The following is a 15,053-nucleotide window of genomic DNA, read 5'->3' as shown; positions in this document are numbered from 1 at the left end:
CCCTTACACCTGATCAGCTAATATTGAAATAGCATTTAAAGCAGCTACGGTTACAGTGCTGCCGCCTTTACGGCCGATATTCGTAATATATGGAATCCCTTCGAGTTTCAACAGCTCCTCCTTCGACTCAGCTGCTGAAACAAAGCCAACAGGCATCCCGATGATTAAGTCAGGTTTTGCAATGCCTTCCTTAACAAGACGAATTAATTCCAACAATGCAGTCGGTGCATTGCCTATTGCATATATACCTCCTTCATGTTCACGAGCGGCTTTTCTCATTGACATAATAGCCCGAGTAACTCCCTCTTCTTTCGCTTCTTGTGACACATCTTCATCACTGATATAACAATGCAGATCTCCGCCATATTTTTGGAATCGTTTCCGTCCTGAGCCGCTGACAATCATTTGGACATCGGCAATTACATGTTTTCCTTCCCGGATTGCTTTAACGCCCGCTTCAACAGCACCATGTGAAAATACAACACTTCTTCCTAATTCAAAGTCAGCCGAAGCATGGATGATTCGGCGAACAACTTGCCATTCCATGTCTGAAAAGTGATGTTCTCCCATTTCTTCTTCGATAATGGCAAAACTATAATCATAAATCTTATCCGGATCTACCGTAATCGGTTTAAAATTCATAATGCACCCTCATTTCTTTGATTTTTTATCCAATTTACAATTTCCTCCATTTCACTAAATACATGACCAAATTGTATAATTGGCCTTTTAATGACAATCGTTTCAATCCCAAGTTCCTTTGCAGCTTCTATTTTTTCATCGACCGCACCAACTTTGCCGCTTTCTTTTGTAATCATGAGTGTCACACCGAAATGCTTAAATAAGGCAATATTCAACTCTTTTGAAAAAGGGCCTTGCATTGCCACTATATTTTTTTGGGGGAAGCCGAGCTGCTCGCATTTTTGCATATTATCGATTCGGGGAAGCATTCTGCAAATCACGCGAACATCATTCAGCGGCAATAATTTATTTGCGAAGATTTCCAGCGTTTTACTGCCTGTTGTGAGCATGACAACTCCTTTTTTCTTTGCTGCAAGTTCCGCTGCCTCTTCATAGGATGAAACAAATTTGATAAAATCCTGTTCAAGCTGCAATTTTTCCCTCTCATAGCGGATATAGGGGATATTTAATTGTTCGGCTACCCATTTTGCCGTTTTATGTGCTTCTTCCGCAAAGGGATGACTGGCATCTACAATCATTGTCACCCCGGTTTCCCTTGAAAATTCGTACATTTTTTCATAATTTAATCTACCAACTTTTACTTCTATGCCTTTATCAACAAGACTTTTGGCTGCAGATTCTGTTACTACGGTGGCCATTAGGGGGAAGCCTTCCTTTTTTAACAAAACAGCCAATTCACGTGCATCACTTGTCCCAGCAAGAAATAAAATCATGGTTTCACTTCCATTTTTTCATCAAGTTGGACGTTACGACCTTTGTAATCATGATGATGTTTATGACCATGGTGATGTTCATGTTCATGCTCGTGCTCATGGTGATGGTGGGAAATGAGCCCCTTTTCCATTAACTTTTGAACATTTTGTATATCTTTATCACCGTTCGAATGCCCTGATAATGCTTGTACCATTCGTTCAATAATGACAGATTTTAATCGGGGATGGTATCCAAAATAATGGGCAATTTCAATGTTTATTTCGGGATATTGTTCTTTGAAGCGTTCACAATAGGATTTCATCCGCTCCATTAATATGCCCGTAAATAGAAAATATGGAAGCATGATGATTTTTTTAGCACCAAGCTTTATACATCGTTCAATCCCTTCTTCAACCAATGGTTCTGTCACTCCCATAAAAGCTCCTTCCACTACTTGAACATTTAACTTTTCCCATAGCAGTCTTGTAATCTTGAAAAAATCACCATTGGCATATTCATCGCTTCCTCCCCGGGCAATTAATAAAATGGCTGTATCTTCATGTTTTGCCTGGGTATCAAAACCGATTTCTTCTAAACGTTCCAGTAAAATTTGAAAAATATCTTCATGAATTCCCACAACTTCACCATAAGTGAATTTCACATGGGGATATTTTTCTTGCGCCTCTACAATTTCTGCGGGAATATGAATTTTAGAATGTCCTGCATGGAGCAAGATGATCGGCATTACATAGATTTCACTGGCACCTTTTTCGATGCAAATCTTAATTCCTTGAGAAATCGTTGGTTCAGCAAATTCTAAAAAACATGTTTCTACTAGTAGACTTGAATCAATTAATTCTCTTGTTTGCTTTACAAATTCTCTTACTTCTTCATTTCCTGCTTCAAGCTTACTTCCATGTCCTACAAATAAAATAGCTTTCGTCATGTTATCCTCCTAATCTGCACAAGGGATCGGCTGCAAATTGAGCTTTGGCTCATTATCTTGATATTTGTACCCTGCCAGCACTTTTTTCCGTTTAAAATATTTAAATAATCGTTCATTTGGATGAGCATTTTCTTTATATTCAACAATCAGTTTTTCAATTAATTCGACCAATTTTTCAGCTTCCAACCCCTCTTCAATCAATTGACCCGGATGTGCGGTGCGTCCTACCGGTTTTGCACCTAAAAACACATCAAATTTTCCTTTTCGATATACGATTCCAATATCTTCCATAACGGCGTTGTAACATGCCATCCCACATCCATTGATGCCGATTTTTAATTCTTTCGGCACAGCTTTTCCTCCAAATCTCTGTTGCAGCTTTTCAGCGTACGGTATCGAATCCGTTTTTTCACCATCACAAAAATCACAAGCCTTCACCGTAATGACATTTCCTACAGGCATCACCAGCAAACCAACATTTGTTAGTTGTTCTACAATTTGTTCTGGATGATTAGTTGGAATACTGATCCGCAACTGATGATCCCTTGAATAGTCCATCCTTCCCTCATGACCAACAACTTCAGCCAATAGCTTAAATTGCTCAGGGGTGAATCGTTTATTTGCCACTCCAGGACTTATGGCAAACTCAAAAACTGGTTTATAGTCTGTTTTTTCCACAACGAAATTTGGCTTTCGGTCCAGCATTGCAATTGCTTCGCATGCTAGTTGAAAAGGGGTTTTTTTTGACTCTCTTTTCTTCGATTCCAAATTTTCCAAAGACCAAGGTTCTGCTTCTTTTTTCAATCGTTCATGAGGTTTCAATGGTTGTACCTCGCGATCAAGCGTATATTTTCGTTGATACCCCCTCGGCGTAATCATTAAGTCATCATATACAAATGTGGAGGTGTTTCCAATAATCACTGTTGTGAGCATACCAATCTCGTGTTCCAGCATATTATCCAACGTCGTAATCACAATCGATTGTCTTTCACGATAAGCACTTTTTACAAGTCCAACCGGTGTATTCGGTGACCGATATTTTAGTAATATCCGTCTTGCTTCCACGATTTGTTTTGTTCTTCTTCCGCTTTTCGGATTGTATAGAGCAATCACAAAATCAGCTGCTGCCGCTGCTTCAAGCCTTTTTTCGATAATTGTCCATGGTGTTAAATGATCACTTAAGCTGATTGTGCATGAATCATGCATAATCGGGGCACCGAGTAGGGAACTACAAGAATTGATGGCAGAAATTCCAGGAATGACTTCCACTTCAACCCCTGACTCTTTATGCCAACCTTGTTCAACGAGTACTTCATAAATGAGACCGGCCATGCCATATACACCGGAATCTCCACTAGAAATGACCGCTACCTGGTGCCCTTCTTCCGCAAGTTTTACCGCAGCCTGTGCACGTGAAACTTCTTCCGTCATCCCAGTACTTATAATTTTTTGTTTGACGTTTAATAAATTTTTTATTAATTCCACATAAGTTTTGTATCCAATGATATAATCACTTGCTTTTATCGCTTCCACTGCCCGAAATGTAATGTGATTAGCGTCCCCTGGACCAAAACCGACAATGTATAGCTTTCCTCTCAAAGACATCACCCCATTTATATTGTTACCTTCAATAAATAATCTTTAAGAATTTCCAATAATTGTTCTTTTGAACGGTAATCAATTGTATGTAAATTCACCCCTCTATTTTTCAATATTTGCGCTATTTCGAATATTATTGATGTTTCCAGATTTGCTTTAGTAATAATATCTTTGTGTTCTTCAAACAGTTGAGAGAAATTACCTTGAAATAACACTTCACTTTGATGCATCACAATTACTTCGTCAGCCCATTCATAGGCAAAATCAATATCGTGAGTAGAAAGAATAAGCGTTCTCCCATCACGATGAAGTTCATCTAATAGTTTCCTTATTTTCTTTGTGTAATAAATATCCAAAGATGCAGTTGGCTCATCAAAAAGGATGACTTCAGGATCCATAGCAAGCACACCTGCGATGGAAACCCGCTTTTTTTGTCCACCGCTTAAAAAATGAATCGGTTTATCTAACAACTCACCTACGTCTGTCAGAACAATTGCTTTCTCAATTAACGTCTTTCGTTCCCGTTCCGGCAACTTTAAATTATATGGTCCATAACATATGTCATCTCGAACCGTCCCATTAAACAACTGGGTTTCAGGGTTTTGAAAAACGATTCCTACCCGACGTCTTAAATTGATCAACTCTTTCCTCGAATAGGTTAATGGTTGTCCATCGATGCAAATTGTGCCGGATGTTGGTTTTAACAACCCATTTAAATGCAATAATAATGTGGACTTTCCTGCACCATTGCTGCCTAAAAGAGCAATTTTTTTCCCTCGTTCAATTCGTAGATTGATATTTTTTAAAGCCTCAGTCCCATCTTCATAACGGTAGTACACTTCGCTCAGTTCGAAAATAGTAGTACTCATTCAACCAGCTCTCCCAACGGTGAAATTAAAAGCGATAATCAATATACTGATTAACATAATGAATATCCAACGGCTTCTTGAAAATCGAATTGTTCTTGCAATAACAGCCATATAACCATTTAAACTTCTTGCATTGACTGCGTTGTTTAAATCTTTCATTTCATGGAATACCTTAACAAATAAAGCGCTAATAATAAGTCCAATCGACTTGATCGTTTTGATAAATGAACCATGTCCCAACCTTGCTTTTTGTGCAAGAAATATTGTCCTGCTTGAATCCAGAAATAAAAATATAAATCGATAGATTAATGCGATTAAATCCAACAAAACCTGCGGAACTTTCAAGCACTGTAAACCAAACAGAACATCCTGAATGGTTGTCGTTAAGATTAAGAAGTACAAGCAACTGATACTCGATAAGGAAACAGAAAATAAAGTCAAGGCCTTTTCAATACTTTCCTTCATGATTGAAATAACAACGGGACCAATGATGGATTGAAAAATTGCTCCTTCTAAAGGGCTTTCGGTAAAGCTGAGTAAAATAACCAGTATACTTGATAATAAAAAAGCGACAGGAATTAACAATAACTTCCAATATATACGAACAGGAATTTTGCCAAAAATTATGGTAATCACAACCATGATGAAAAATATGAATAAAGACGTGTATATATTTTGAAACAGGATATTAAGTATTAAAGGAATCAATGCAAATACGATTTTTTCAATCGGATGTATGTTTCTTAATGGTGAATGATAAGCGTAAAATTCCAGCATTCTCATTTCGGTATCTCAGCATTTCCGCCCCTATTCCGGCCTCTCATATATCCTATAAAATAACCGATAAACCCAGCACCGGCAGCTCCTTGCAAGACGAATAATAAACTTTCGATTTCACCACTAGGAGGTTCCCATATACTAGAAAACCAAGGTTTATAGGATTCGTTCAGCTCTGTGATCAATTCTTCCGCTTCCCCGTCTGCACCGCCGTATTCTGCATTTCCATTGAAAATCAGCGGAATGCAAATCAAAGCTATCGTAATAAATAAGATAAATGCGTTATTTTTTAACATCTATTTCGCCTCCTGAGTTTTGTTTAACACTTGAAGCAACTTTAATTCATTTACGTTATATTTCACCAAGAAATTCATCACCATGACTGAAAGCAACCCTTCTACAATCGCTAAAGGAATTTGAGTAATTGCAAAGACGCTAGCGAATTTGACAAATGAAGCAAATATACCACCCACTTCAGAGGGAAAAGCAAGTGCAAGTTGAATAGATGTAATAACGTAAGTGCCTAAATCAGCTAATGAGGCAGCCAAAAAGACTGCAAATGTAAACGTTAGACCGATCTTTTGCGCCCCCTTAAATACTCCATATGCAATAAAAGGACCGGCAACAGCCATAGAAAATGCATTGGCACCAAGCGTCGTTAACCCCCCATGCGCCAATAGCAATGATTGAAACAGCAAAACAATACTACCTAGAACACTCATTACAAAAGGTCCAAATAAAATCGTTCCTAAACCCACCCCGGTAGGATGAGAACAACTCCCTGTAACGGAAGGAATTTTTAAAGCGGATAAAACGAATGCGAATGCTCCGGATAAACCCAGCAATAATTTTGTCTCAGAATGAACCTTTATAAGATTGCTTATATTCTTTAACCCTATTATTAGAAAAGGTAATGTTACGAGCCACCAAAAGACAGCCCATTCTGCCGGCAAAAAACCTTCCATGATGTGCATAGCAAAGGCAGGCTTAGGAACCAACAACAATAATGCTAAAAAATAAATTGGCTTTTTAAACGAAATGTTCATAAAAACCCTCCTAAAAAAATATATGAATAATAAAAAAACACTGCTAAATTAGCAGTGTCCCACAATAAGGCATAACGATACGCATAATGCTAGTATGATGCCTATTCGTGTACCTATCCTCGTAGGACACTACCATCCACTCCATACGGCAGGTCTCCTGGCTTAGATTCATCGCTCCAAAATCGCCTTCCCATTTTCACAGTGGCATTTGATTTTGAGCTCCTCTTCACAGTGGCGGGACCGCACTAGATTTTCACTAGTTTCCCTATTAAGCTAATTTTCATTAGCACCGTATGGAATATTCAATTGTTGAAATTTAATAGTATTGTAGCATATAGATTCAAAAATTTCTATATCTTTCTAAATAGAATTAAAAATTTGACAACTCATTTTTTCTTTCAGCCATTACAAAATTAAGATTTTTGCTTTCTTTTGTATCAAAATAGATAGCCTATTTAAAATTTTTAGAAAAAAGTAGTACAAACCGGGATTGGCCTGTACTACAAATGTTCGTATTCATTGGATTATAGCGGAATATTTCCGTGTTTTTTCTTAGGTCTTGATTCTTCTTTATTTTCAAGCATTTCTAATCCTTGAATTAACTTAATGCGCGTTTCTCTTGGATCGATGACGTCATCCACCATTCCAAGTGAAGCAGCAACGTAAGGATTTGCGAATTTTTCTTTATATTCTTCAATTTTTTCTTGGCGTGTTTTTTCTGGATCTGGGGAATTGGCAATTTCGTTTGCAAAAATGATATTTGCCGCACCAGCAGCACCCATTACAGCGATTTCTGCATTTGGCCAAGCAAATACAAGGTCGGCACCGATGGATTTAGAGTTCAATGCCACGTATGCACCGCCGTATGCTTTACGTAAAATGACCGTAATTTTTGGCACTGTTGCTTCAGAATAAGCATACAAGATTTTTGCACCGTGACGGATGATACCGCCATGTTCTTGTTTAACGCCTGGGAAGAATCCTGACACGTCTTCAAATGTAATGATTGGAATATTGAATGCATCGCAAGTGCGAATGAATCTGGACGCTTTGTCGGATGAATCGATATCAAGTCCTCCAGCTAAAGCTTTAGGCTGGTTACATACAAGCCCTACTGAATAACCTCCAATGCGTGCAAATCCAACAACGATGTTTTTCGCAAATTCTGAATGCACTTCCATGAAGGAACCTTCATCCACCACTTGTTCCACCACTTTACGCACATCATATGGACGAGTTGGTTCGATTGGCACAACGTCAATTAATTCAGGACGCCAATCATCGCCTTCCGGACGTGGCAAGCGAGGTGCTTTTTCTTTATAGCTTTGCGGTAAGTAGCTTAACAATCTTCTGATTTGTTGGATTGCTTCTTCTTCGGATGGTGCACGGAAATGAGCGTTACCGCTGATGGAGTTATGCACTTTTGAACCGCCTAAATCTTCTGACGAAATTTTTTCTCCTGTTACCGCTTCAATTACTTTTGGTCCTGTAATGAACATTTGGGATGTTTTATCCACCATTAAAATAAAGTCTGTAATCGCTGGAGAATATACTGCCCCACCAGCACAAGGACCCATGATGACGGAAATTTGCGGAATCACTCCGGAATAAATGGAGTTGCGATAGAAAATATGACCATATCCGTCCAATGAAAGTACCCCTTCTTGGATGCGGGCACCACCAGAGTCGTTGATACCGATGAATGGCGCACCGTTTTTAGCAGCCAAATCCATCACTATCGCAATTTTTTTCGCATGCATTTCACCTAGTGCTCCACCAAACACTGTGAAATCCTGAGCAAATAAGTATACAGGGCGTCCATTGACTTTACCATAACCTGTTACAACCCCGTCACCAGGTCCTTTTTGTTCGCCCAAGCCGAAATCCGTTACACGGTGCTCGATGAAAGGATTAATTTCCACGAATGTGCCTTCATCCAGCAATAATTCAATACGTTCGCGGGCAGTAAGTTTTCCTTTTTCATGCTGTTTGGCAATACGTTTGTCGCCACCGCCTAAATAAATCTCTCTTTTTCGGTCATACATTTCATCAATTTTGTCTAACATGTCCATTATTCATTAACCCCTTTTCCACTTTTTTCATATAGTTCATATAAAACTCCAAAACTGTCTTTTGGATGAATGAAACATGCTTCTGCCCCACCGGCAGCTGGAATTGGTTCTTCAGAAAGAAGACGTACTCCCTTTTCTTTTAATTCCGCCATTTTTTCGCGAATATTATCAACTTTGAAACAAATGTGCTGAATTCCTTCGCCGCGTTTTTCAATATGATTATAAATTGCTCCTTTTTCGCTTAACGGTTGCAACAATTCAATATGGACGTTACCGGCATCAATGAATGCCACACGCACATTTTGAGTTGGAACTTCTTCAATTCTTTCTAGTTTTAAACCTAACACTTCAGTATAATATTTCACTGATTCGTCTAGGTTTTTGACGGCTATACCTATATGATCGATATTTTCCATGATGACACCCCTTCTGTTATAGTACATAACCTATTGTAACGAATTTGCGAAAATTACGCTACGTACTTGAGAAATTTTTCAAATTTGATAAACTAAAAATATGAAAAAAAGGAGAGAGCGAGAAAATGAGCAATAAAAAAATTCAAAAAGTGGTCGTATATGCGATGATTGCAATTATGTTACTCTCAACATTGGCATTCGGATTGTCATTTTTCTAATAACCGGTAGCGATTACAAGTCAGTAATCGCTATTTTTTATTTCAAAAAAATTTTCCTCAACCATCTTTATACTGTATCACAACAGATCTATTTAAAAATTTTCCGTAAAATAATAAAATTATATGATTTCTGAAAATAGAGGACGCTTTTTCAAGAAAAATTACAAAATGCAGAATCCGCAATACTATTATTAAGAACATTTAGTATGCGGATTCTTTAATTGTTACATTAGACTTCGTCGCAATATTCCTCAAAATAAGCCTGCAAATTGGTAATGACAGACATTACATCATGCCCTTCAATCTCATGACGGCCGATATCCGCCACCACTTTGCCGTCTTTTAATAGAACAAAAGCCGGGGATGAAGGGATATGCTCTTCACCGAAATGCGCACGTGCCGCTGCTGTCGCTTCTTTATCTTGTCCCGCGAAAACGGTCACTAGATGATCAGGGCGTTTATCGTAATGAATTGCATTTGCTGCCGCTGGACGGGCGATGCCACCCGCGCAACCGCATACAGAGTTGATCATGACAAGGGTTGTTCCAGGACGCGCAAAGGCTTTTTCCACCTCTTCAGGCGTTCTTAATTGCTCATATCCCGCACTCTCTATTTCCGCACGGGCTGTTCTGATAATTTCCTGCATAAATAAATCGTAATCCATCATGTCATTCATTCTCCTTTCAACTATACATTTTAGCATAGAGGACTAAAGAGGTCATTGCAAATAAGAAAAGGAAGAACTGAAATGATCTTTCCATGGATTACGGTTTAATATCACCCAAAATCCGGAAATAATTGATGAATTCCTTGAGTAACCGTCAGTTTTCCTTGCAAAATTTCTTCTTCCAATTGCTTGACCAATTCTTTGTTTTCTTTCTTTCCGAAAAACGAATCGATTAAATGGTCATGAATCATGGAATAGAACCAATCGCTAGTCTGTTCCCTTCTTCTCGTATACCAATAACCGGATTCCTTCATTTGTTTTTCGAAGGATAATATCATTTCCCAAACTTCTTTTAATCCGGTTTTTTCATAGGAAGAGACGGCAAGGGCCTGGGATTCCCAACCAGGAGTGGATGGTTGCAAGAAATGCAAAATTTTCCGGTATTCCCGAACCGTATTTTTCGCTTTCTCCACATTGTCTCCATCCGCTTTATGGACAACAATTCCATCCGCCAATTCCATAATCCCTTTTTTCATTCCTTGCAGTTCGTCCCCTGCTCCGGTCAAAACAAGCAGAAGGAAAAAGTCCACCATTCCGCGCACATAGGTCTCACTTTGCCCTACTCCGACCGTTTCAATGAGGATCACGTCATATCCTGCCGCTTCGCATAGCAGCATCGTTTCTCTCGTTTTCTTATGCACACCGCCAAGAGTGCCGGCGCTTGGAGATGGGCGAACGAAAGCATTTTCATGCCGGCTCAAATTTTCCATCCGCGTTTTATCCCCTAAAACGCTTCCGCCGGAGATGCTGGAACTCGGGTCAATGGCAAGGACTGCGACCCTTTTTCCCATGTTGCAGAGCATTGTGCCGAAAGCTTCAATAAAAGTGCTTTTTCCTGCTCCTGGAACGCCGGTGATGCCGATCCGTACACTATTGCCTGTATAGGGGAGCAGCTCTTGCAACAGTTGTTGGGCCATAATTTTATGTTCCGGATTGGAGCTTTCGATCAATGTGATCGCTTTGGAAAGAGAAGTGCGCTTTGCTTCGCGCACTTCACCCGCTAATTGTTGTATATCAATTTGCTGTTTTTGCTTTTTACGAAACTTTTTTGGGGCGACATAAGTCATCCCGTCATGTTTGCTTTCAACGCCTTTCATGACATTCAAAGCAGTCTCTTCAGCGTTCTTTTCCTCCATCATTCGGACACTTCCTCATATCCTAAGCGTCGATAAATTTCTTCAATGATTTTAATTGCAGCAACAGGAATTACTGTTCCTGGTCCAAAGATTGCTGATACGCCATTGTCATATAAGAATTGATAATCTTGTGCAGGGATAACCCCGCCAACTACGACAATAATGTCTTCTCTTCCTAATTTTTTCAATTCTTCAATTAATTCAGGCACTAAAGTTTTATGACCCGCAGCCAAGGAAGAAACGCCGACGCAATGAACGTCGTTTTCTACTGCCATTTGAGCCGCTTCTTGAGGTGTTAAGAACAATGGCGAAATATCCACGTCAAAGCCAAGGTCTGCATAACCCGTAGCAACTACTTTCGCACCGCGGTCATGTCCGTCTTGACCCATTTTCGCAATTAAAATACGTGGACGACGACCTTCGTTTTCTAAGAATTCATCTGTCATTTGTTTCACTTGTTCAATTAATTCATTGTCGGAGAAGTTGGATGAATATACGCCAGAAATGGAGCGAATCACTGCTTGGTGGCGTCCGCATACTTTTTCGATGGCGTCGGAAATTTCTCCAAGGGTTGCACGGGCTCTAGCTGCATCTACTGCAACCGCAAGCATATTTTCTTCTCCAGTGGCAGCCGCTTTCGTTAAGCGCTCAAGATGTCTTTGCACTTCTTCTTCATTGCGTTCTGCTTTAATTTTTTGAATACGTTCAATTTGTTTTTGGCGTACGAGAGTATTATCGATATCCAAAATATCGATTGGTTCTTCATAGTCTAATGTATATTTGTTTACGCCGACAATTGTTTCCTCTTTTGAATCAATTTTTGCCTGGCGTTTAGCAGCAGATTCTTCTACTTTCATTTTTGGCAAGCCTGTTTCAATGGCTTTTGCCATGCCGCCAAGGTCTTCGATTTCTTTAATTAATTCCCAAGCGCGTTTCGTTAACTCATCTGTTAATTTTTCTACATAATAAGATCCGCCCCATGGATCGATAACTTTTGTCATCAATGTTTCTTCTTGCAAGAATAATTGCGTATTGCGGGCAATGCGAGCTGAGAAGTCTGTTGGAAGCGCAATAGCTTCATCAAGGGCGTTTGTATGCAAGCTTTGCGTATGGCCCATTGCCGCAGCATTCGCTTCAATTAACGTACGTGTCACGTTGTTGAATGGATCTTGTTCTGTCAAAGACCAGCCGGAAGTTTGGGAGTGAGTTCTAAGTGCCAAACTTTTTGGATTTTTCGGATTGAATGTGCTCATCATTTGGGCCCAAATGCGGCGAGCGGCACGCATTTTCGCCACTTCCATGAAGTAGTTCATACCGATTCCCCAGAAGAAAGATAGTCTTGGTGCGAAGGAATCGATATCAATGCCAGCTTTTAAACCAGTTCGAACATATTCAAGTCCGTCTGCCAACGTGTAAGCCAACTCGATATCTGCTGTAGCCCCGGCTTCTTGGATATGATATCCGGAAATGGATATTGAGTTGAATTTTGGCATAAATTTACTAGTATACTCGAAAATATCCGCAATGATTTTCATTGACATTTCAGGAGGATATATGTACGTATTACGCACCATATACTCTTTCAAAATGTCGTTTTGGATTGTACCGGCAAGTTTTTCCGGTGTGACTCCCTGCTCTTCGGCCGCTACAATGTAGAAGGCCATAATCGGAATAACCGCCCCGTTCATTGTCATGGAAACGGACATTTGATCCAATGGAATACCGTCAAATAAAATTTTCATATCTTCAACGGAGTCGATTGCAACGCCCGCTTTCCCAACGTCCCCTTTTACGCGGGGATGATCGGAGTCGTAACCGCGGTGAGTAGGCAAGTCAAAGGCAACAGATAGACCTTTTTGCCCCATCGCCAGATTTCTGCGATAGAAAGCATTGGATTCTTCCGCTGTAGAGAATCCGGCATATTGGCGGACTGTCCAAGGACGGGCTACATACATTGTCGGATATGGTCCGCGCGTATTCGGAGCGATACCAGGGAAATCTTTCAAATGTTTCGCTTCTTTGATGTCATCATTAGAATAAAATTCTTTCACTTCAATTCCTTCGTTTGTTGTGAAGGTATGGGAAGGTTGAAGTTGTTCATTGTCCAATATTTCATGTATATTCACTGATTCAAAGTTGGCTTTCATCGTTGTACCTCCTTCAAGCTTTCAAGAAGTGCAGTGAGCTTCTCCACAATATTTTGGCCGAGATAGATAAATCCGTTTAATCCTTTAGATAGCCATTCTTGTTCCTCTTCAGGGAATTTGCCTGCAACATCCAAAATGACACTTTCTTTTTTGCCTTCCAATAAAGCAGGCACGATTTCTTTTGTTTGGTCATTTGTTGCGGCGATGACTACATAATCAGCATCCGTTTGTTGCAACCAATTTTTTGCTTCTTCAATGGATTCGATTTCTCCGGATTCCACTGGCACAACTCCGGCAGTCGCAAAGAATCCTTCCACAAAATCGGCACGAGGTTTGAAGTCTTTTAATTTTCCGAAAGTTAAGATGCCGATTTTTGGATTCGCTTTTGCGTATTGTTCACGGAGTGTTTCAAACGGCACAGCAAGTCGCTTAATGTCGGCATAAAGCGGATTTGTTTCCGTTTGCAGTTCATCCGCAGGGTTTGCATAAATGTTTGTACCAATTAATGAATGTTTTCTCGTTTCCACTTGTTGGATACGTGTTTTGTAAACTTCTTCTAATGCTGATTGAAGTTTTCCGGATTTTTCGAACTCGTCGATGCCGCCTGCTTCTTGAATTTGAAGGAATAATTCCCAAGCTTTTTCCACATATTCTCTCGTCAATGTTTCAATGAAATAAGAACCGCCTGCAGGATCCAATACATCATCCACAAAAGATTCTTCTTTTAACACCAATACAACGTTTCTGGCAATACGGATGGATTGATCCGTAGGTTTAGTCAATACATCATATGGGTAAACAGTAATTGCATCCGCACCGCCAATCAATGCGGCAAATGCCTCGTTGCCGGCACGCAATAAATTCACGTAAATATCGTATTTTGAGAAACTGCGTAGAGACGTTTCAGCAAGTACCGGAACCGGAACGGCCTCTACGTTGTAAGCCTTTTCAAAAGCTTTCCATAAAACTTTAAAGGCTCTCAATTTTGCGATTTCTTGGAAAAAGTGCGTATCAATGGCGAAATGAACGAAAAATTTATTGGCAAAGGATTCAAAGGATTCAGACTTCTCCGCATACTTTGCAGCCTGAGCTAAACTAAGAGCCAATTCCTGCACAACATGCGCGCCTTCATAATGGTATGGAACCGTGTCAGCCGCAAATGTGCGCACATTCGGATAACCTTCAAGTTCAACTGCATCTTTTGCAATAACATAACCTTTTACTTTTTCCCGATCCGCTTCAGGAATTTTTGAGAATACATCTAAAATGCGGTCACTTTCGACAAGCAATTTAAATGGAGTTTCCACCAAGTATTTCGCAAGTTCGTTTAAATTTTCATCATTCCACTCAAGCACTCTGCTATCGATTGTAATGATGCCGTTTCCTCTTTTGACACTGTCTTTCAAACGGTCAAAAAATTGTTCTTCATTATCCCCGTAAATAGTTTGAGCCGCTTGTACAGAATCGGATGCTTTTAAAGAACGGATTGTGGAAACTTGTTTTTCCAATTCATCCCCCAATTTTTCTATTAACATTTCTTGTGTATACAACGGTTGTAAAGTGATTCCCTCGATTGTCTTCGTGAAAAGTGATTCAAATGGCTTCCCCTTTAATGACTTTATTGCTGTTTCTTTCCACTCGTCATAACTAACAGCAGGAAATTCAATTTCATTCATGTTGTTTGACATAGTTGTCGCTAAACAGC

The 15,053-nt window shown here is 39.7% G+C and carries 15 protein-coding genes and 1 riboswitch; of the genes, 1 reads left to right on the top strand and 14 read right to left on the bottom strand.

Features of this window, described 5'->3' with window-relative positions; all coding sequences use genetic code 11:
- Positions 1 to 3: 3 nt before the first annotated feature.
- The 10 genes from ACFPOH_RS00685 to mce form a co-directional block, all read right to left on the bottom strand.
- On the bottom strand, positions 4 to 642 hold the full coding sequence (locus ACFPOH_RS00685) for a precorrin-8X methylmutase (protein ID WP_342469506.1): 639 nt from the start codon (positions 640 to 642) through the stop codon (positions 4 to 6).
- Positions 639 to 1,415, bottom strand: coding sequence for a precorrin-6A reductase (gene cobK / locus ACFPOH_RS00680; RefSeq protein ID WP_390308570.1), 777 nt, complete (start codon positions 1,413 to 1,415; stop codon positions 639 to 641). The genes ACFPOH_RS00685 and cobK overlap by 4 nt, the downstream gene beginning before the upstream one ends.
- Positions 1,412 to 2,341, bottom strand: a complete 930-nt coding sequence (locus ACFPOH_RS00675) for a sirohydrochlorin chelatase (protein WP_390308569.1) — start codon at positions 2,339 to 2,341, stop codon at positions 1,412 to 1,414. Before ACFPOH_RS00675 ends, cobK begins: the two co-directional genes overlap by 4 nt.
- A gap of 9 nt (positions 2,342 to 2,350) precedes the next feature.
- Positions 2,351 to 3,946 (bottom strand): precorrin-3B C(17)-methyltransferase, encoded by a 1,596-nt coding sequence (cobJ, locus tag ACFPOH_RS00670; RefSeq protein ID WP_390308568.1) that lies wholly within the window; start codon positions 3,944 to 3,946, stop codon positions 2,351 to 2,353.
- A gap of 8 nt (positions 3,947 to 3,954) precedes the next feature.
- Positions 3,955 to 4,809: an energy-coupling factor ABC transporter ATP-binding protein gene (locus ACFPOH_RS00665; RefSeq protein ID WP_390308567.1), complete on the bottom strand. Its 855-nt coding sequence runs from the start codon at positions 4,807 to 4,809 to the stop codon at positions 3,955 to 3,957.
- Complete coding sequence (cbiQ, locus tag ACFPOH_RS00660) at positions 4,810 to 5,592, bottom strand: cobalt ECF transporter T component CbiQ (RefSeq protein WP_390308566.1); 783 nt, start codon at positions 5,590 to 5,592, stop codon at positions 4,810 to 4,812.
- A complete protein-coding gene (locus ACFPOH_RS00655; protein ID WP_141600771.1) occupies positions 5,589 to 5,882 on the bottom strand; it encodes an energy-coupling factor ABC transporter substrate-binding protein in 294 nt (97 codons plus the stop codon). The genes cbiQ and ACFPOH_RS00655 overlap by 4 nt, the downstream gene beginning before the upstream one ends.
- Positions 5,883 to 6,632, bottom strand: coding sequence for an energy-coupling factor ABC transporter permease (locus tag ACFPOH_RS00650; protein WP_141600772.1), 750 nt, complete (start codon positions 6,630 to 6,632; stop codon positions 5,883 to 5,885).
- A gap of 130 nt (positions 6,633 to 6,762) precedes the next feature.
- Positions 6,763 to 6,941: riboswitch (cobalamin riboswitch) on the bottom strand.
- A 215-nt stretch (positions 6,942 to 7,156) separates the two neighbouring features.
- On the bottom strand, positions 7,157 to 8,704 hold the full coding sequence (locus tag ACFPOH_RS00645; protein ID WP_390308565.1) for an acyl-CoA carboxylase subunit beta: 1,548 nt from the start codon (positions 8,702 to 8,704) through the stop codon (positions 7,157 to 7,159).
- A complete protein-coding gene (gene mce, locus ACFPOH_RS00640; protein WP_342469514.1) occupies positions 8,704 to 9,120 on the bottom strand; it encodes a methylmalonyl-CoA epimerase in 417 nt (138 codons plus the stop codon). Before mce ends, ACFPOH_RS00645 begins: the two co-directional genes overlap by 1 nt.
- Before the next feature lie 125 nt (positions 9,121 to 9,245).
- On the opposite strand from mce, the gene prli42 reads away from it, so the two are divergent.
- Positions 9,246 to 9,338 (top strand): stressosome-associated protein Prli42, encoded by a 93-nt coding sequence (gene prli42 / locus ACFPOH_RS00635; protein WP_342469515.1) that lies wholly within the window; start codon positions 9,246 to 9,248, stop codon positions 9,336 to 9,338.
- 229 nt (positions 9,339 to 9,567) lie between these two features.
- Here prli42 and ACFPOH_RS00630 read toward each other — a convergent pair whose 3' ends face one another.
- From ACFPOH_RS00630 to ACFPOH_RS00615, 4 genes are all read right to left on the bottom strand, one after another.
- Positions 9,568 to 10,005, bottom strand: coding sequence for a BrxA/BrxB family bacilliredoxin (locus ACFPOH_RS00630; RefSeq protein WP_390308564.1), 438 nt, complete (start codon positions 10,003 to 10,005; stop codon positions 9,568 to 9,570).
- Positions 10,006 to 10,115: 110 nt separating this feature from the next.
- Entirely contained in the window at positions 10,116 to 11,204 is a 1,089-nt protein-coding gene (gene meaB, locus ACFPOH_RS00625) for a methylmalonyl Co-A mutase-associated GTPase MeaB (RefSeq protein WP_342581354.1), read from the bottom strand.
- Entirely contained in the window at positions 11,201 to 13,348 is a 2,148-nt protein-coding gene (scpA, locus tag ACFPOH_RS00620) for a methylmalonyl-CoA mutase (RefSeq protein ID WP_390308563.1), read from the bottom strand. The genes meaB and scpA overlap by 4 nt, the downstream gene beginning before the upstream one ends.
- Positions 13,345 to 15,036 (bottom strand): methylmalonyl-CoA mutase family protein, encoded by a 1,692-nt coding sequence (locus ACFPOH_RS00615; protein WP_390308562.1) that lies wholly within the window; start codon positions 15,034 to 15,036, stop codon positions 13,345 to 13,347. Before ACFPOH_RS00615 ends, scpA begins: the two co-directional genes overlap by 4 nt.
- Positions 15,037 to 15,053 lie beyond the last annotated feature (17 nt).

Source organism: Ureibacillus suwonensis (genome assembly GCF_042655065.1).
In the GTDB taxonomy this organism is placed as follows: Bacteria; Bacillota; Bacilli; order Bacillales_A; family Planococcaceae; genus Ureibacillus; species Ureibacillus suwonensis.
Note: the sequence above shows the minus strand (reverse complement) of the source record. Positions and strands in the feature narration are given on the sequence as shown.

Coding starts and splice junctions, on each gene's coding strand:
- ACFPOH_RS00685 (WP_342469506.1), bottom strand. CDS start 642: ATGAATTTTAAACCGATTACGGTAGATCCGGATAAGATTTATGATTAT.
- cobK (WP_390308570.1), bottom strand. CDS start 1,415: ATGATTTTATTTCTTGCTGGGACAAGTGATGCACGTGAATTGGCTGTT.
- ACFPOH_RS00675 (WP_390308569.1), bottom strand. CDS start 2,341: ATGACGAAAGCTATTTTATTTGTAGGACATGGAAGTAAGCTTGAAGCA.
- cobJ (WP_390308568.1), bottom strand. CDS start 3,946: ATGTCTTTGAGAGGAAAGCTATACATTGTCGGTTTTGGTCCAGGGGAC.
- ACFPOH_RS00665 (WP_390308567.1), bottom strand. CDS start 4,809: ATGAGTACTACTATTTTCGAACTGAGCGAAGTGTACTACCGTTATGAA.
- cbiQ (WP_390308566.1), bottom strand. CDS start 5,592: ATGAGAATGCTGGAATTTTACGCTTATCATTCACCATTAAGAAACATA.
- ACFPOH_RS00655 (WP_141600771.1), bottom strand. CDS start 5,882: ATGTTAAAAAATAACGCATTTATCTTATTTATTACGATAGCTTTGATT.
- ACFPOH_RS00650 (WP_141600772.1), bottom strand. CDS start 6,632: ATGAACATTTCGTTTAAAAAGCCAATTTATTTTTTAGCATTATTGTTG.
- ACFPOH_RS00645 (WP_390308565.1), bottom strand. CDS start 8,704: ATGGACATGTTAGACAAAATTGATGAAATGTATGACCGAAAAAGAGAG.
- mce (WP_342469514.1), bottom strand. CDS start 9,120: ATGGAAAATATCGATCATATAGGTATAGCCGTCAAAAACCTAGACGAA.
- prli42 (WP_342469515.1), top strand. CDS start 9,246: ATGAGCAATAAAAAAATTCAAAAAGTGGTCGTATATGCGATGATTGCA.
- ACFPOH_RS00630 (WP_390308564.1), bottom strand. CDS start 10,005: ATGATGGATTACGATTTATTTATGCAGGAAATTATCAGAACAGCCCGT.
- meaB (WP_342581354.1), bottom strand. CDS start 11,204: ATGATGGAGGAAAAGAACGCTGAAGAGACTGCTTTGAATGTCATGAAA.
- scpA (WP_390308563.1), bottom strand. CDS start 13,348: ATGAAAGCCAACTTTGAATCAGTGAATATACATGAAATATTGGACAAT.
- ACFPOH_RS00615 (WP_390308562.1), bottom strand. CDS start 15,036: ATGTCAAACAACATGAATGAAATTGAATTTCCTGCTGTTAGTTATGAC.